Origin of the sequence: Acidovorax sp. ACV01, from assembly GCF_014851495.1 — a bacterium.
Classification (GTDB): domain Bacteria; phylum Pseudomonadota; class Gammaproteobacteria; order Burkholderiales; family Burkholderiaceae_C; genus Acidovorax; species Acidovorax radicis.
This window is the reverse complement of sequence record NZ_JACUZT010000005.1, coordinates 179,466-196,572: the sequence shown is the minus strand read 5'-3', so window position 1 is coordinate 196,572 and position 17,107 is coordinate 179,466. Positions and strand designations below refer to the sequence as shown.

The window sequence follows — 17,107 nt, the reverse complement described above, 5'->3', positions numbered from 1 at the left end:
ACCATGGACCCGAAACACCCAGCCCCCCCAGCACGCGCTGATGAGAGCAGCGCCTGGCATGCCCTTGTGGACGGCCGGTTGCCGCCCGCCCAGGAACAGGCGCTGCGCGAGCAACTGCGGGACGATGAGGAGGCACAGGCCACACTGGCCCACTGGCAGGCGCAGCGGCAGCGGCTGCACGACCTGCACCAAGACCTTCTCCAAGCCCCCATTCCCGACGCCTTGCTGGCCGCAGCATTGCGCGCCACAGACCGCCGGGAGCAACAGGCGCAGTGGTGGCGTTGGGGTGGCATGGCAGCCTCGGTCCTGCTGGCCTTTGTGCTAGGCTGGACGGGACGCAGCCAGTGGCCCGCAGGGTTACCCGGTAAAACACTGGCTACTGGCCAAGGTGCCACGCTGGTGGCAGCCGAACCGGCACAGCGGTTCGCACAGCAGGCCTCGGTGGCCCACGCGGTGTACCAACCCGAAGTGCGTCACCCGGTAGAGGTCACGGCTGCCCAGCAAGACCACCTGATGCAATGGCTGTCCAAACGGCTGGACCGACAGCTGAAAGTCCCTGTGCTGGGCGCCCAGGGCTATGAACTGGTGGGAGGCCGGTTGTTGCCCGGCGATACCGGAGTGCGCGCACAGTTCATGTACCAAAACAGCGCAGGCCAACGAATCACACTGTACCTGGGCGCTCTAACTCCCACCCCGCCCCGCCCTGCCAATGACAATCAGGGCGGCACCAAAGCGCGCGTGGAAGCACCGACGGCAGCACCCACCACCGCGTTCCAGTTCACACACGAAGGCCCGGTGCCGGGCTTTTACTGGACGGATGCCGGCTTTGGCTACGCGCTGAGCGGACAGTTGTCACGCCCCGAGTTGTTGAGCCTCGCCACAGCGGCGTACCAGCAGCTGAACCCCTGACGCGCCGCTTGCGGCCCGGCCCGACCATGGCCGGCCGCCTAAGGTCAGGACAAATGGGCCAGCGGGTGGGCGTGTGTGGGCCAGGGGCTGGCGAAGAACGGCGCCACCATCTCCGGCGCCACATCTTCAATACGTCCAGGGTTCCACTTCGGCGCATGGTCCTTGTCCACGGCCAGGGCGCGGATGCCCTCCAGTGTTTCGCTCTCGCCCGGGCGCAGGAAGAAGCAGTGGCGCACCATGTCGCGCTCCATGCGCAAGTCTTCCGCCAGACCCATGTCGCGCGCTCGGCGGATTTGCTCCAGCACCACGTGCAGCATCAGCGGCGAGCGCTTGCGCAGCGTGGCGGCCGTGGCACGCGCCCAGTCGGTGTCAGCAGTTTCCAGCGCAGCGACAATCGCACCCACGGTTGGGAGCGAAAAATATTGGTCAATTTGGGCCCTGGCGCTTGAATGGCGAGCGTCAATAGCTATAAATTTAGAAGCAACAAAATCCCGAGCCGCCTTGCCATCCGCAAAGCTCTGGACTCCCAGTGCCTCCCACACGGCCGCCTGCTGGTCCGACGGCAGGCAGCCATCCGCCAACTGGTTTTCGATGGCATCACCCGCGCCAATGGTGTCACCCGTGAGGGCCAGCCACTCGCCCACGCGGCCGGGGCAGCGCGAGAGGAAGTAGCCGCCGCCCACGTCAGGGAACAGGCCGATGGCCGTCTCGGGCATCGCCATCTTGGTGCGCTCGGTCACCACCCGCAGCGCTGCACCCTGGCTGATGCCCATGCCGCCGCCCATCACGATGCCGTCCATGAACGCGATATAGGGCTTGCCGTAGTTGTGAATCAGGTGGTTGAGCGCGTATTCCTCGGTGAAGAAGTCTTCCAGCAGCGGATTGCCCTGGCTGCCCGCCTGGTGCAGAAATCGAATGTCCCCACCGGCGCAGAAAGCACCGAACGGACCCTCCTTGTTGCTGCCACGGATCGCCACCGCGAGCACACGCGCATCGTTCTGCCAGGCCAGCAGAATACCCATCAGATCGCGCACCATGCCCAGCGACAAGGCGTTGAGCGCACGTGGGCGGTTCAGGGTGATGAAGCCTATCTGGCCACGCACTTCACTCACAATTTCCGCCGCCACTGTCGTCTCCGTCATTTTTGTTCCTTCCAGCCTAAAAGTTCATTGAAAACCAGCGCACCGATCACCAGCGCGCCCCCAGTCAGCACCGCTACGCTGGGCTCTTCGCCCGCACCCAGCCATGCCAGCAAGATGCCAAAGATCACCTCCAACAGGCCCAGCAGCGCCATCTCGGGCGCCTTGAGCACACGCCCGCAGCGCACCGCCAGCACGCAAGGGATCGCCAATTGCACCACGCCCAGCAGGGCGAGCAATCCAAGGTCATGCAATGACGCTTGGAATGGCAGGGCCAGCGGCAGTGTGGCCACCACCGAAATCACCGCGCCCACCAGCACGGCCGGCACGAGATCCACCGCATGGCCATGCCGCTGCGAATGCTGCACCACGGTCCAGTTGATGGCTGCTGCCACCGGCACACACAATGCCACCAAGGTCCCCGCCAGCGGCAGGCCCGCCATCTGTGAACCATACATCCACGCAATGCCCAGACCCGCCACCGCAATCGCAGCCCAGGTGCGCGGTGTGATGTGGTGGCCGATGAAAACACGCGCAAACAGCGCCGTGAGCAGCGGTCCCGCTGCCATGGTGACCAGCACATTGGCCACCGGCATGAGCAGGATCGCCACCATGAAAGCGGTGAACATCACGCTCCAGCAGACGCCCGAGACCCACAGCGCGCGGCCGCTGTGGCGCATAGAGGAAAACACGGCCCGGCCCTGCAAGGTCGGCAAGATGATGAGCAACGCCAGCAGTGTGAAGAAGCTGCGCCAGAAGGTCACCTCGAAGCTGCGCGCGTGTTCGAGGTGGCGCGTGACCACACCGGCGATGGACCACATCAGGGTCACCGCCACCATCAAGGCCACCGCGCGGGAATGCGTGAGCTTCAGCATGGGAACCTGCAGTTCATGGAATCTGGGGGAACAAGGGATTCAAGACGGCAAAAAGGGCCACAGCATGGCAGTGGCCCTTCGGGTCGCGCATCGGGAGCGCAGCTCCTCGACGCGCAACGATGCTACCGGTTTAAGCCACCACAAGAAGCGGCCCCAACCAGTAAAGCAGCTCAGGAGCGGCCTGCGCGCTTGCGCTCGTTTTCCGTCAGGAACCGCTTGCGGATCCGGATGGACTTGGGCGTGATTTCGACCAGCTCGTCGTCCTCGATGAATTCCACTGCGTATTCCAGGGTGGCATCAATCGGAGGCGTGATCTTGATCGCGTCTTCCTTGCCGCTCACACGGAAGTTGGTCAGCTGCTTGGTACGCGTCGCGTTCACGATCAGGTCGTTGTCACGGCTGTGGATGCCCACAATCATGCCTTCGTACACAGGGTCGTTCGCCTTCACGAACATGCGGCCACGGTCGTCCAGCTTGCCCAGGGCGTAGGTGAAGATTTCACCGTCGTCCATGGAGATCAGCACGCCGTTCTTGCGGCCGCCGATGTCGCCTTTGTGCGGCTCGTAGCTGTCGAAGATGTTGCTGATCAGGCCCGAGCCGCGCGTCAGGTTCAGAAATTCGTTGGTGAAGCCGATCAGGCCCCGTGCGGGAATGCGGTACTCCAGGCGCACACGGCCACGGCCGTCCGGCTCCATGTTCACCAGCTCGCCCTTGCGCTCGCCCAGGGCTTGCATGACGCCGCCTTGGTGGCCTTCTTCGATGTCGACCGTCACCAGTTCGATAGGCTCGTGCTTTTCGCCATTCACGTTCTTGAACACGACGCGGGGCTTGGACACAGCCAGCTCATAGCCTTCACGGCGCATGTTTTCCAGCAAGATGGTCAAGTGCAGTTCGCCGCGACCCATGACTTCGAAGATACCTTCTTCGTCGGTCTCGGACACGCGCAGGGCCACGTTGTGCTGCAGTTCCTTCTGCAGGCGGTCCCAGATCTGGCGGCTGGTCACGAACTTGCCTTCACGGCCGGCCAGCGGGCTGGTGTTCACGCAGAAGTTCATGGTCAGCGTGGGCTCATCCACCTTCAGCATGGGCAGCGGCGCGGGATTGGCGGGGTCGGTCACGGTCACGCCGATGCCGATGTCTTCGATGCCGTTGATCAGCACGATGTCGCCAGGGCCGGCCAGGGGCGTCTGCATGCGGTCCAGACCCTGGAAGGTCAGCACCTGGTTCACGCGGCCCTTGATGCTCTTGCCATCGGGGCCTTCCATCACCAGCACGTCTTGGCCGGGCTTGATGGTGCCTTGGCTGATGCGGCCCACACCGATGCGGCCCACGAAGGTGGAGAAGTCCAGCGCCGAGATTTGCAGTTGCAGCGGAGCGGCTGGGTCACCCGTGTTCGGAGGAACGTGGCTGAGGATGGTGTCAAACAGGGCCGACATGTCGGGCCCCCACTGCTCGCCCGGCGCGCCTTCTTCGAGCGACGACCAGCCGTTGATGCCCGAGGCGTACACCACGGGGAAGTCGAGTTGTTCGTCGGTAGCACCCAGCTTGTCGAACAGGTCGAATGCGGCGTTCACGACCTTGTCGGGGTTGGCACCAGGCTTGTCCACCTTGTTCACGACCAGAATCGGGCGCAGGCCCAGGGCCAGGGCCTTCTTGGTCACGAAACGCGTCTGGGGCATGGGGCCTTCTTGCGCGTCGATCAGCAGCACCACGCTGTCGACCATGGACAGCGCGCGCTCCACTTCACCGCCGAAGTCCGCGTGACCAGGGGTATCGACGATGTTGATGTGCGTGCCCTTCCAGCTCACGGCACAGTTCTTGGCCAGAATCGTGATGCCGCGTTCCTTTTCGATCGCGTTGTTGTCCATCACCGTATCAACCACTTTTTCGTGGTCGGCGAAGGTGCCGGACTGGCGCAGCAGCTGGTCGACCATGGTGGTTTTGCCATGGTCAACGTGGGCAATGATGGCGATGTTGCGGATTTGTTTAGTCATAGTTTTTCCAATGTGCCGCTGGCTTGTAGGTGCGGCGTGCCTTCCAAAATTTGTTGAATTTCCAGCGGACTCAGGAGCCTGTCGGGCACCAGCTCCCCGCCAGCGATGTGACCTACCCCCAGCAAGGCCGGAGGGGTGTCGCCAAAAACGGCCACTGCACTTGCATCGGGCCAAGACCCACGGCGACGCACGCCCGACAGGAACCGCGCCGCATTGTCGCTGTCCAGCGTGACACGCACGTGTTGTGCCAACAGCGATTCAGGGGCTTCCAGGCAGGCAAGGCGCTCAGCCTCGGGCATGGCTTCAAGTTGGGCCAGCGTGACGCAGCGCTCCACACCGATACCGCCGGTATCGATGCGGCGCAGGAAGGTCAGATGTGCTCCGCAACCCAGCGCAGCCCCAATGTCTTCACCCAAAGTGCGGATGTAGGTGCCCTTGCTGCAGGTCACTATCATTTTAATAGCTACCTGCGCTTCATCTGCTTGCGCCAGGGTCAGTTTTAATGTATGAATGACGACATCACGCGCCTCACGCTCCACCGTGACACCGGCCCGGGCGTATTCGTACAGCGCCTTTCCATCCTTCTTGAGCGCGCTGTGCATGGGCGGCACCTGGCGGATGGGGCCGGTGAACTTCTTTTGCACGGCCTCCAGACGCTCAGGGGTCAGCTGTGCGGGGTCCACATCGCAGCGCTGCACCACATCGCCTTCGGCGTCGCCGGTGGTGGTGGTGGTGCCCAGCAAAGCAACGGCCTCGTAGGTCTTGGCGGCATCGAGCTGCAACTGGCTGAATTTGGTGGCTGCGCCGAAACACAACGGCAACACGCCGGTCGCCAGTGGATCAAGCGTGCCTGTATGGCCCGCCTTTTCGGCGCGCAGCAGCCATTTCGCCTTCTGCAAGGCGTCATTGCTCGAAAGGCCGAGCGGTTTGTCGAGCAACAACACCCCATGCACAGGGCGCCGCTGCACCCTGGTGCGAGGCGCGTGCATGGACTACTCCTCTTTGGCGCGCGACGAAACAGCCTTGGCAATCAAGGCGTTCATGTCGGCCGCACGCTCGGAAGTGCGGTCAAACACAAAGTGCAGCGTGGGCACCGTATGGATGTGCAAGCGCTTGAACAACCCATTGCGCAGGAAACCTGCAGCCTGATTGAGCGCCGCCTGCGTTTCCACAGGGTCACCCGTCAACAGGCTGAAGAACACCTTGGCATGGGCGTAGTCGGGAGTCACCTCCACACCCTGCAGCGTCACCATGCCCACGCGCGGGTCTTTCAACTCGCGCGCGATCAGCTCCGTCAGATCGCGCTGGATCTGATCGGCCACCTTGAAGGCGCGGTTGGGGGTGGAGGACTTCTTTGCAGCCATGTCGTCGTACCGTTGCTTTACAGCGTCCGGGCGATTTCCTTGATGTCAAAGAATTCGAGGTGATCGCCTTCCTTGATGTCGTTGTAGTTCTTGAGCTTGATACCGCACTCGAAGCCTTCCTTGACATCCTTGACATCGTCCTTGAGGCGCTTGATCGAATCGACTTCGCCGGTGTAGACCACCACGTTGTCGCGCAACAAGCGGAAGCGTGCGTTGCGATGGACCATGCCCGAGGTGATGTACGAACCAGCAATCGTGCCGATCTTGGTGGCCACGAACACCGTGCGAATCTCGGCCGTACCGATGATCTCTTCGCGCTGCTCTGGGGCCAGCATGCCGGACATTGCCACCCGCAACTCGTCCACAGCGTCGTAAATGATGCTGTAGTAGTGCAGATCGACGCCATTGCCCTCGGCCAGCTTGCGCGCACCGGCATCTGCCCGCACGTTGAAGCCGATCACGATGGCCTTGGAGGCGATCGCCAGGTTGATGTCGGACTCGCTGATGGCGCCGACGGCGGCGTACACCAGTTGCACCTTGACCTCGTCGGTCGAGAGCTTGAGCAGCGACTGGGCCAGCGCTTCCTGCGAACCCTGCACGTCGGCCTTGACGATGATGGGCAGTGTCTTCACTTCGCCTGCCGTCATGTCGGCGAACATGTTCTCGAGCTTCGCAGCCTGCTGCTTGGCCAGCTTGGTGTTGCGGAACTTGCCTGCACGATAGGTAGCGATTTCACGGGCACGGCGTTCGTCCGTGAGCACCATGAATTCGTCGCCTGCCTGGGGCACTTCCGTCAGACCCTGGATTTCCACCGGGATCGACGGGCCTGCCGTCTTGGCAACCTTGCCGTTTTCGTCCAGCATGGCGCGCACGCGGCCATAGGTCTGGCCGGCCAGCACGATATCGCCCACCTTGAGGGTACCGGCCTGCACAAGCACAGTTGCCACAGGGCCGCGGCCCTTGTCGAGCTGGGCTTCGATCACGAGGCCCTTGGCCAGCGAATCGACCGGAGCCTTGAGTTCCAGCACTTCGGCCTGCAGCAGCACTTGTTCCAGCAGCGTGTCGATGCCCATGCCGGTCTTGGAAGACACAGGCACAAAAGGCGAATCGCCACCGTATTCTTCCGGCACCACCTGCTCCACGACCAGCTCTTGCTTTACGCGCTCAAAGTTGGCGTCGGGCTTGTCAGCCTTGGTGATGGCCACCACGATAGGAACACCCGCCGCCTTGGCGTGCTTGATGGCTTCCTTCGTCTGGGGCATCACGCCGTCGTCCGCTGCCACGACCAGAATCACGATGTCGGTGGCCTGCGCGCCGCGGGCACGCATGGCCGTGAAGGCCTCGTGACCCGGGGTATCGAGGAACGACACCATGCCGCGTGGCGTTTCCACGTGGTAGGCGCCAATGTGCTGCGTAATGCCACCGGCTTCGCCCGCAGCCACCTTGGCACGGCGGATGTAGTCGAGCAGCGAGGTCTTGCCATGGTCCACGTGGCCCATGACGGTGACCACAGGTGCGCGTGGCAACAGCTCGACATCCTTCTGGCCCGAATCTTCGTCGGTGAAGGCTTCTGGATCGTCCAGCGCCGCCACCACAGCCTTGTGGCCCATTTCTTCCACCATGATCATGGCGGTGTCCTGGTCCAGCGGCTGGTTGATGGTGACCATCTGGCCCATCTTCATCAGGGCCTTGATGACTTCGTTGGCCTTGATCGACATCTTGTGCGCCAGTTCCGCCACCGTGATGGTTTCTGGAACGTGCACTTCGATGATGCGCGCCTCCACCGGAGCAGCCTGCTGGTGGTCGTCGCGATGATCGCGGTTGTCGCCACGGCGGCCACGGGGGCCACCACGCCAGTTGTTGCGCCCGACACCGCCGCTGCTGTCGCCACGGGTCTTGATTTCCTTCTTCTTGGCAGTATCGCCTGCCCAGCTGGAAGACAGCTTGGCCGACTTCACTTCCTTGCCCGCACCCGGTGCACCCGCACCTGCGCCAGCCGTGGCCGGAGCGCCTGCACGCGCCACACCGGTGCCGACAGCAGGCTTGTGCAGCGTGCCCTTCTTGGCGTCACCCACCGCAGCGGGCTTGGCCACCGGCTTGGGTTCCTCAGGCTTCTTGGCCACCATGACCGCCTTCTTGGGCGTGGCCATCATGGAGCGGATGGCGGCAGCTTCGGCCTCGGCCTTGCGGCGGCGGGCGTCGAGATCGGCGGCACGCGCTGTTTCCTCGTCGGCGCGCGCCTTGGATTCAGCAGCGGCCTTCTCGCGGGCTTCGGTCTGGGCGGCAGTGCGCGCAGCCGTTTCAGCTGCTTGCTCGCGGGTAGCCTCCTGCTTCACGGCAGAGGCTTGCGCCTTCTTTTCGGCTTCCTGGGCTGCGTAGGCAGCGGCGCGCTCTTCGGCTTCGCGCTCGCGCTTTTCGCGGGCTTCGCGTTCGGCGCGCTTTTCGGCCAGCTCTGTTTCCTGGCGGCGGATCAGCTCAGCCTGGCGGCGGGCCTCCTCCTCGCGGCGAGACAGTTCCAGGTCTTCGCTGGAAACAGCAGCCTCTTCCACGGCGGCGGACGCATGGGACTCCGCAGAGCCCTCGGCGCCTTCGTCGCGCTGAATGAACGTGCGCTTCTTGCGCACTTCCACCTGGATCGTGCGGGCCTTGCCGGTGGCATCGGCCTGCTTGATCTCGCTGGTGGACTTCTTCACCAGCGTGATCTTCTTGCGATCGGCCGAGGCCGTGCCATGGCTGGCCTGCAGGTAAGCAAGCAGCTTTTGCTTGTCCGATTCGGTCAACGCGTCGGAAGGGGCAGCCTTGCCCACGCCCGCAGCCTTGAGCTGGTCGAGCAGGGTTTCAGATGATTTTTTGAGTTCGGTTGCAAACTCGGCGACAGTATTACTGGACATATGTGGTTCGTGCCTCCCTGACCTTTACTCTTGCCCCGCGAACCAATGTTCGCGCGCCTTCATGATCAAGGCCTTGGCATCTTCTTCAGACTGTCCGGTCAGGTCGGTCAGTTCATCAATGGCCAGATCGGCCAGGTCGTCACGTGTGTGCACACCGCCTTCGGCCAATTTTGCAATCAGCTCCGGGGTGAGGCCTTCGAGGTCGCGCAGGTCCTGGGAGACCTCTTCCACGCTTTCCTCACGGGCGATTTCCATCGTGAGCAGCGCGTCCTTGGCTCGGGCGCGCAACTCGTTGACAGTGTCTTCGTCAAAGCTCTCGATCTCCAGCATTTCCTGCAGCGGCACATAGGCCACTTCTTCGAGGCTGTTGAAGCCTTCGGAGATCAGGATGTCGGCGATTTCCTCGTCCACATCGAGTTTTTCCATGAACAGCTTGCGGGCCGTATCGGTCTCGTTGGCCTGCTTCTGCGCGCTTTCAGCGGCGTCCATGATGTTGATCTTCCAGCCGGTCAGGTCGGAAGCGAGGCGAACGTTCTGGCCGCCGCGGCCGATGGCGATGGCGAGGTTCTCCTCATCCACCACCACGTCCATGGCGTGCTTTTCTTCATCCACCACGATGGAGGACACGTTGGCCGGAGCCAGTGCACCAATCACGAACTGGGCGGGGTCTTCGGACCACAACACGATGTCCACGCGTTCGCCGGCGAGCTCGTTGGTCACCGCATTCACACGGGTGCCGCGCACGCCGACGCAGGTGCCAATGGGGTCCACGCGCTTGTCGTGAGAGAGCACGGCGATCTTGGCGCGCGAGCCGGAGTCGCGGGCGCAGGACTTGATCTCCAGCAGGCCTTGCTCAATCTCGGGCACTTCCTGGCGGAAGAGCTCGATCATGAACTCGGGGGCCGAGCGCGACAGGATGATGGGCGCGCCGCGCAGCGTCAGGTCCACTTCCATGATCATGGCGCGCACACGGTCGCCACTGCGCAGGTTTTCCTTGGGGATCATCTCCCCACGGCGCAGGCGGCCTTCCACGCGGCCGGACTCGACAATGATGTCGCCCTTGTCCATGCGCTTGACGGTGCCGGTGAAGATGCGTTCGCCGCGCGACATGAAGTCGTTGAGCAGCATCTCGCGCTCGGCGTCGCGGATCTTCTGCAGGATGACCTGCTTGGCGGCCATGGCGCCGATGCGGCCGATGGGCACCGACTCGACGCCTTCTTCGATGTACTCACCGACTTCGATGTCTGCAATGCGATCCTTCGCATCCATCAGCAGTTCTTCGGCTTCAGGGTTTTGCAGGCCCGCATCATCGGGCACGACCAGCCAGCGGCGGAAAGTCTCATAGTTGCCGCTGTCGCGATCCACGGACACGCGAATGTCCACCTCGCCCTGGTACAGCTTCTTGGTAGCCTGGGCCAGGGCCGACTCTACGGCGCCCAAGACCACATCACGCTCCACGTTCTTCTCGCGTGAAATGGCCTCAACCAACATCAACAATTCGCGATTCATGCGACGACTCTCCTATTTCAATCACCTGAGGGCGGTGGCTGCGCAGTGCAGCCCTGCCCCATTTATTCAGCAGCAGGGGCAGGTGCTGACCCAGCCTTGCCCGCGCGCCCCTTGAAATCCACGATGGGGGCCAGACGGGCGTCCCGGATTTCATCCAGGGTGAATCCCATGGCCTGCAACGGAGCAGGCACGCGTTTTTTGCTGACTTTTTGACCTGGTTTCACGGGGGGCTCTTCGCTCCAGACGATCTGCCATCCCCCGTTGTCGGCCCGCTCGAGCGTGCCGCGAAATTTTTTGCGGGTGGCGTTGACTTGCCCGCCGCTTGCGGCGCCGATCGGCGCCCTCAGTGTGATGTCGATGACCGAGCCTTCAAAGCGCACGAAGTCCTGGTCGTGGCGCAGGGGGCGGTCGATGCCGGGCGAGGACACTTCAAGCCGCTTGTACTCAACGCCATCGACTTCCAGCGCAAACTGCAGCTGGCGCGTGACCTTCTCGCAATCCTCGACGGTGACATACTGCTCCACCAGGGGCGCGGGCGCATCGGCGGCCGGCTGCACCCAGGGCAAGTCGATGGTGACACGCAGCAGCCCCCCGGCGGAGCGTTCGATCTCCACCAGGTCATATCCCAGGCCCGTCACAATTTGTTCAACGACTTGCTGCAATGCCACGTGTTCAGTTCAATCCCGAAAAAAACAACACAACTTGCGCAAACCGGGATCAGGCACGTTGCCCACCCATCGGCACACTGCACGTGCACCCATTTTTTTGCGCAAATCCAAAACAAAAAACCCGATAACCCCCGGAGACCCTCTCCGACAGCTTCGAGCTCCAAAAGCGTTCGACCAAAAAAAACGGGCGGTTGGTACCCGCCCGTTTGGTCGTGAGAGTCGTATTGTAGCGTGCAAAGTGTTGATTTGCAAAGGCGCGCACAGGGAAAACTGTTGTCAACGTGCCCATGCCTGTGTTCATGCGGCCCGCCGGGCGGTGCAGGGCCAAAACGGCACCCGGCGCTTATCCAATCGGCGCGAGCAGCTATGACAGTGATAGCGGCGCCAGCAGCTCGGCCAGGTCGGCTTCGGTGAACAGCGGCTCCGTGCGTGCGGCGGCGCCGCCGCCGTACAGGCTGCCGGCCAGCTGCGCCTTCCTGTCCTGCAGCGCCAGGATGCGCTCTTCGATGGTGCCCTGCGCCACGAGCTTGATCACCCACACGCTCTGCGTCTGGCCGATGCGGTGGGCGCGGTCGGTGGCCTGGGCTTCGGCCGCGGGGTTCCACCAGGGGTCGAAGTGGATCACGGTGTCGGCCTGCGGCAGGTTCAGCCCCACCCCGCCCGCCTTCAGGCTGATGAGGAACAGCGGCACCTGCCCGCTGGTGAACTGCGCGATGACCGCGTCACGCTTTTGGCTCTGCCCGGTGAGCTTGACCCAGGGCAGGCCGCGCTTTTTCAGCTCGGCCTCGATCAGCGTGAGCATGCTGGTGAACTGCGAGAACAGCAGCACCCGCCGCCCCTCGGCCAGCATTTCGGGCAACAGCGCCATCAGCTGCTCCAGCTTGGCCGATGCGCTCACCCCCCGGGCGGCATCGAGCGGCAGCAGCTGCGGGTGGCAGCACACCTGGCGCAGCTTGAGCAATGCGTCCAGCACGGTGATCTGCGATTTGGCCAGCCCCTTGGTGTGCAGGGCCTCGCGCACGGTTTTCTCCATGCCCAGGCGGATGGTCTCGTACAGGTCGGCCTGCGCACCGGCCAGCTCCACCGGCATCACGGTCTCGACCTTGGGCGGCAGCTCGCCGGCCACCAGCGCCTTGGTCCGCCGCAGCATGAACGGCGTGATGCGCGCGCGCAACTGCGCCATGCGCGCGCCGTCGCCCTGCTTTTCGATGGGCGTGCGAAACACCTGCTTGAAGCGCTGCTGGCTGCCCAGAAACCCCGGCATCAAAAAGTGGAACAGGCTCCAGATCTCGCCCAGGTGGTTTTCCATGGGCGTGCCCGACAGGCACAGGCGGTGGCGCGCGTTGAGCGCGCCCACCACCTGCGCCGCCTGGGTGCTGGCGTTCTTGATGTTCTGCGCCTCGTCCAGCACCACCAGGTGCCACGGCTGGGCCAGCCACCGGTCGCGGTCACGCTGCAGCAGCGAATACGGGGCGATCACGAGGTCGTGCTCGGCCACCGCGTCGGCCACCGCATGGCGGCCCGCGCCATGCAGCACCAGGCAGCGCAGGCCGGGGCAAAAGCGTGCGGCCTCGCGCTGCCAGTTGCCCATCAGGCTCACGGGTGCAATGACGAGCGCGGGGTCGGTCAGGCGCCCGGCGTCTTTTTCGACCTGGATGTGGGCCAGGGTCTGCAGCGTCTTGCCCAGGCCCATGTCGTCGGCCAGCACCCCGGCCAGGCCGTGGGCGCGCAAGAACTGCAGCCAGTTCAGGCCCTGCTGCTGGTATGGCCGCAGGGTGGCGCGCACGACGGCGGGCAGCGGCACCTGGGGCAAGGCACTGGCGCCCTGCAGCTGGTCCACCACGGCGCGCAGCGCGTGGGCGCCCTGCCACGGCACGCCCTGGCCCAGCGCGGCGCTGGTGCGCAGGGCGTCCAGGCGCGACAGCTTCAGGCTGTCGGCGGTGAAGTCGTGCGCCCGGTCGCCCACCAGGTCCAGCAGCGCAGCCATCCAGGGGCGCAGGGTGTCGGTCGGCAGGCGCACGAAGCCCGGGCCCTGCAGCGATGGCAGGTACACATAGGGCGGCAGCTGCGGCAGACCGGTGGCGGCATCCAGCGGCTGGTCGGCTGCGGCGGCGATCAGGTCGGGCAGCCAGGGCAGGATGTTGTGGCGCACGCCGTTCACCTCCATGCCCAGCGACAGCGCAAACCAGGGGGACGTGGCCTCATCGCCTGCGCCTGCGCCTTCTCCTCCCTTGCCATCGCCATCGCCCGCACCCCCTGGCTGCAGCGCCACGGCCAGCGTGTCGGCATGGGTGATCCAGCCGTTGAGCGCCGCATCCACCGTGACGGCAAAGCCTGCGTCGCGCAGCACCGCGAAGCCGTTGTCGGCCCAGTGCATCCAGGCGGTTTGCGGCTGCTCGCCCGGAATGCCGAACAGGCCGTCGTCGGTGCCCAGCAGGCCCAGGTGAAGCAGGCGTTCGATGGCCGACAGCTCGGCCGCTGCATCGCGCTGCAGCAGCACCTGGCCGCCGTCGGCCCCCGGGACCATCACGGCCAGGTCCTGCCCCGCCCACCAGCCCACGTGGCCCTGGTAGTCGAACTGCAATTGCGCGGTGATGAGGCCCATGTCGGGCATGTCTGCAGGCGGTGTGGGCGCCAGAAACAGCCGCGCCAGGGGCTTCACGCCCTGCACCCGGGCGAAGGTCGCCCCCACCGGCGGCAGCGGCAGCACGCCGCCCAGGCGGGTGGCCAGGTCGGCCTGGTGTTTTTGCAGCGCCGCGGTGCTCAGCGCCGGCGCCTTGAGCAGCATGGCCAGTTGCGCCGCGCTCAGGCCCTGCAGGTCGACCGTGCCGCACAGGCCGTTGGCAGCGTCCACGTACAAAGGCGGGCTGTTGCTGCACAGCGTGGCCGTGGTGCCGGGCAGGCCGGGGCGCAGCGCCCAGGTGGTGTCGCCACCGGCCGCAGCCGGGGCGCGTGACTCGTGCCAGGCCCAGGCGATAGCCAGCGGTGGCCCCCAGGCCAGGGGCGTGCCCACCATGGAGCCGCCCGCATCCGCAAACAGCCGGCCGGTGCTGGCCGCCTGCTGCAGCGCCAGCACGCCCACCGAGCCCTCCAGCACCGCCACCGGCCCGGCGCTGTAGGCCGAGTAGTAGCCCAGCCCGCGCGGCATGGCGCGCAGCAGCTGCAGTACCTGGCGGTCGGCGTCGCTCGCGCGGTCGTACACCGCCTGCCCTGGCGCGGGCTGGGTGCGCACCGGCTTGGGCTTGGCCCAGCCGCCGGTCAGCTTGGGGTAGGACACCACGGCTTCGAGCTGCATTTGCTGCAGCGTGGCGCGGGGCAGCCCCACGGTGGAGACCAGATACAGGTACTGCTCGGGCCGGTCCACCTGCGGATCGGAGGGTGCGGTGGCCGACGCGCCCGCCGCGCGGTCCCATTCGCGCAGCCAGTGCACCAGCCGCGCCTCGGCCTCGGTGCGGGCCAGCGCTTCCTTGCGCTCTTGCAGGGCTTTCAGGGCGTCCGCAGCCTGGGTGGCCTGCGTGGCCGTGGCCGGCGGCTCGCCGCCCAGGTGCACGGATTTGAGCGCCAGCGCCACCGCGTGCTTGCAGTCGGCGCCCACCGGGCAGCTGCACTCGCCCCACCACGACTGGACCACGCCGGCGTCGGACAGGGTGAGCTGGACGCGCACGGCATACGGCACCGGCTGGCTGCCCAGCACCTCGCCGTCCAGCGCCCACCCGGCCATGCCGTCCGGCTTGACGGCGATGCGCAGCACGGCCCCTTGGCGGTGCAGCGCTGCCCCGCGCGACCAGGTGCCCTTGTCGCACTGGGCCTGCAATGAACCGATCTGGAACCAGGGGGGACGGGGTGTAGGCACAAAATTCAAGCAAAAAACGGCTCTACCGCTTGTCTATCAAGCGCCAGCAGCTATAAAAACAGGAGCATTTCGCACCAACAGAAGAGAAGACCGCCGCAGCGCCTACCGGCTGCGCGCCGCGCGCACGCGCTCGAAGACTTCTTGCGCCTCGCCCCCCGTACCGCCTGTACTGCCCGCACCGCCCGCCTGGGGCGACGACGCCTGCAGGCTGGCCAGCAGCCGCCCCAGTACCGGCGCCTGCGGCAGCAGCGGCCCGAGGAACAGCGCCCGTTCGCCATCGGCGATCAACAGCGTGGGGAAGGTTTCCACATCCAGATCCCCGGCGATCTCCGCGTCGTCCTCGATGTCCACCCATTCGAAGCGCACGTCCGGGTGCGCGCGGGCCAGTTCGTCGAACAGGGGGCGGTACACGCCGCAGGTGCCGCACCAGGCAGCGCACAGGCACACGGCCCACCAGCCGCCCGGGGTGGCGGCGGCCGGGCTCTGCGGCGTGGGGTCTGGCAACGGGGCCGGGCTTTGCATCGACGGGGGCTCCTTCGGGGGTGGGCGGCGCGGCGGGCGCTGCCGGCAGACCCTGCCACCGCACCACCGCGCCTTTACATGCCGCGCCGTTCGCGGGCGCGGTAAACCTCGATGGTACCCACACCGGGCGCCCGGTTGCCCCAGCTGTTGCGCACAAAGGTGGTCACCGCCGCCACGTCCTCGTCGCCCAGCGTTTGCTGAAACGGCGGCATGCCGTGCGGGCGCGGGTTGCCGGCCGTGGCGGGCAGGTAGCCGCCCTGCAGCACCACCCGCACCGTGTTGGTCGGGTCGGCCAGCAGCACGGCGCGGTTGCCCGCCAGCGCCGGGAAGGCGCCCGCCTGGCCCTGCCCGGCATCGCCATGGCATTGCGCGCACTGCTGCTCGTACACCTTGCCGCCCCGCGCCATGGCGGCGGCGGGTGGCGCGGTGTAGGGCGCCGGGGTGGCGCGGGCGGCCTGCTGCGGCAGCGCCTGCAGGTACACGGCCATGGCACGGGCGTCGGCATCGGTCAGGTACTGCGTGCTGCGGAACACCACCTCGGCCATGGGGCCCAGCACCGACCCGTGCGGGGCCACGCCGGTTTTCAGCAAGGCCACCACGTCGTCGGTGGCCCAGTCCTTCACGCCCGCCTCGGCCGCCGCGTTGAGCGCAGGGGCATACCAGTTCTGCACCGGGATCAGCCCGCCGTTGAAGGCCTTGGCGTCGGCCGTGGCGCCCAGCGCGTTGCGCGGCGTGTGGCAGGCCGTGCAGTGGCCCAGGCCGTTGACCAGGTAGGCGCCGCGGTCGTATTCCGCCGTCTTCGTGGGCGCGGCGTCGCCAGCGGTGCTGGCGGCGCCCGGGGCAAAGAACAGCGCACGCCACACCCCCAGCGCCGCCTGCGTGCTGTACGGAAAGCGCAGCGCGTGCGCGCGGTTCGGCTCGCTGGCGGGGGGCACGCTGCGCAGGTACGCAAAGATGGCGTCCGAATCCGCACGCGTCACCTGGGTGTAGTTGGGGTACGGAAAGGCCGGGTACAGCAGCCGCCCGTCCTTGCTGCGGCCATGGTGCATGGCGCGCCAGAACTCGGCGGACGTCCAGCTGCCGATGCCCTGTGCCGGGTCGGGCGTGAGGTTGGAGGTGTGCACCACGCCGAACGGCGTCTCGATGCCGCGCCCGCCCGCAAACGGCGCGCCGCCCTGCGTGGTGTGGCAGGCCATGCAGTTGCCGACGCGCGCCAGGTACTCGCCGCGCGCCATCAGCTCGGGCGTGCTCTGCAGCGTCTCGGCCGCGGGCAGCGGCTCTTCGCCGCGCAGGTTGAGCGTGATGACGGCCGCGGCCGCGATGCCCACGGCTGCCAGCACGGAAGAAAGGGTCCAGAGGATGCGTTTCATGGGGGCATCCTTC

General features: G+C 65.7%; 12 protein-coding genes. 1 reads left to right on the top strand and 11 read right to left on the bottom strand.

Features of this window, described 5'->3' with window-relative positions; all coding sequences use genetic code 11:
- Positions 1–3 precede the first annotated feature (3 nt).
- Positions 4–909, top strand: coding sequence for an anti-sigma factor (locus tag IB243_RS15955; RefSeq protein ID WP_192428268.1), 906 nt, complete (start codon positions 4–6; stop codon positions 907–909).
- A 44-nt stretch (positions 910–953) separates the two neighbouring features.
- Here IB243_RS15955 and IB243_RS15950 read toward each other — a convergent pair whose 3' ends face one another.
- The 11 genes from IB243_RS15950 to IB243_RS15900 form a co-directional block, all read right to left on the bottom strand.
- Positions 954–2,051, bottom strand: a complete 1,098-nt coding sequence (locus tag IB243_RS15950; protein ID WP_192428266.1) for an enoyl-CoA hydratase/isomerase family protein — start codon at positions 2,049–2,051, stop codon at positions 954–956.
- Positions 2,048–2,923, bottom strand: coding sequence for a DMT family transporter (locus IB243_RS15945; RefSeq protein WP_057225008.1), 876 nt, complete (start codon positions 2,921–2,923; stop codon positions 2,048–2,050). Before IB243_RS15945 ends, IB243_RS15950 begins: the two co-directional genes overlap by 4 nt.
- A gap of 170 nt (positions 2,924–3,093) precedes the next feature.
- Entirely contained in the window at positions 3,094–4,917 is a 1,824-nt protein-coding gene (gene typA / locus IB243_RS15940) for a translational GTPase TypA (protein ID WP_192428264.1), read from the bottom strand.
- Entirely contained in the window at positions 4,914–5,906 is a 993-nt protein-coding gene (truB, locus tag IB243_RS15935) for a tRNA pseudouridine(55) synthase TruB (protein ID WP_192428261.1), read from the bottom strand. Before truB ends, typA begins: the two co-directional genes overlap by 4 nt.
- 3 nt (positions 5,907–5,909) lie before the next feature.
- Positions 5,910–6,281: a 30S ribosome-binding factor RbfA gene (rbfA, locus tag IB243_RS15930; protein ID WP_010458038.1), complete on the bottom strand. Its 372-nt coding sequence runs from the start codon at positions 6,279–6,281 to the stop codon at positions 5,910–5,912.
- A 17-nt stretch (positions 6,282–6,298) separates the two neighbouring features.
- Entirely contained in the window at positions 6,299–9,172 is a 2,874-nt protein-coding gene (gene infB, locus IB243_RS15925; protein WP_010458036.1) for a translation initiation factor IF-2, read from the bottom strand.
- Between the two features lie 24 nt (positions 9,173–9,196).
- Positions 9,197–10,681, bottom strand: a complete 1,485-nt coding sequence (gene nusA / locus IB243_RS15920) for a transcription termination factor NusA (protein WP_010458033.1) — start codon at positions 10,679–10,681, stop codon at positions 9,197–9,199.
- 62 nt (positions 10,682–10,743) lie between these two features.
- Positions 10,744–11,349 carry a ribosome maturation factor RimP gene (rimP, locus tag IB243_RS15915; RefSeq protein WP_192428259.1) on the bottom strand — a complete coding sequence of 202 codons (606 nt, stop codon included), beginning with the start codon at positions 11,347–11,349 and terminating at the stop codon, positions 10,744–10,746.
- A gap of 364 nt (positions 11,350–11,713) precedes the next feature.
- The gene (locus IB243_RS15910; protein WP_225585007.1) at positions 11,714–15,070 is read right to left on the bottom strand and encodes a DEAD/DEAH box helicase; all 3,357 of its coding nucleotides are present in this window, start codon (positions 15,068–15,070) and stop codon (positions 11,714–11,716) included.
- A gap of 234 nt (positions 15,071–15,304) precedes the next feature.
- Complete coding sequence (locus IB243_RS15905) at positions 15,305–15,724, bottom strand: thioredoxin family protein (protein ID WP_192428257.1); 420 nt, start codon at positions 15,722–15,724, stop codon at positions 15,305–15,307.
- Between the two features lie 74 nt (positions 15,725–15,798).
- A complete protein-coding gene (locus tag IB243_RS15900) occupies positions 15,799–17,094 on the bottom strand; it encodes a cytochrome c (protein WP_192428255.1) in 1,296 nt (431 codons plus the stop codon).
- Positions 17,095–17,107: the final 13 nt, after the last annotated feature.

Excerpts from the sequence above, each read along its gene's own strand:
- IB243_RS15955 (WP_192428268.1), top strand. The coding sequence starts at position 4 with ATGGACCCGAAACACCCAGCCCCCCCAGCACGCGCTGATGAGAGCAGC.
- IB243_RS15950 (WP_192428266.1), bottom strand. The coding sequence starts at position 2,051 with ATGACGGAGACGACAGTGGCGGCGGAAATTGTGAGTGAAGTGCGTGGC.
- IB243_RS15945 (WP_057225008.1), bottom strand. The coding sequence starts at position 2,923 with ATGCTGAAGCTCACGCATTCCCGCGCGGTGGCCTTGATGGTGGCGGTG.
- typA (WP_192428264.1), bottom strand. The coding sequence starts at position 4,917 with ATGACTAAACAAATCCGCAACATCGCCATCATTGCCCACGTTGACCAT.
- truB (WP_192428261.1), bottom strand. The coding sequence starts at position 5,906 with ATGCACGCGCCTCGCACCAGGGTGCAGCGGCGCCCTGTGCATGGGGTG.
- rbfA (WP_010458038.1), bottom strand. The coding sequence starts at position 6,281 with ATGGCTGCAAAGAAGTCCTCCACCCCCAACCGCGCCTTCAAGGTGGCC.
- infB (WP_010458036.1), bottom strand. The coding sequence starts at position 9,172 with ATGTCCAGTAATACTGTCGCCGAGTTTGCAACCGAACTCAAAAAATCA.
- nusA (WP_010458033.1), bottom strand. The coding sequence starts at position 10,681 with ATGAATCGCGAATTGTTGATGTTGGTTGAGGCCATTTCACGCGAGAAG.
- IB243_RS15910 (WP_225585007.1), bottom strand. The coding sequence starts at position 15,070 with ATGGCCGGGTGGGCGCTGGACGGCGAGGTGCTGGGCAGCCAGCCGGTG.
- IB243_RS15905 (WP_192428257.1), bottom strand. The coding sequence starts at position 15,724 with ATGCAAAGCCCGGCCCCGTTGCCAGACCCCACGCCGCAGAGCCCGGCC.
- IB243_RS15900 (WP_192428255.1), bottom strand. The coding sequence starts at position 17,094 with ATGAAACGCATCCTCTGGACCCTTTCTTCCGTGCTGGCAGCCGTGGGC.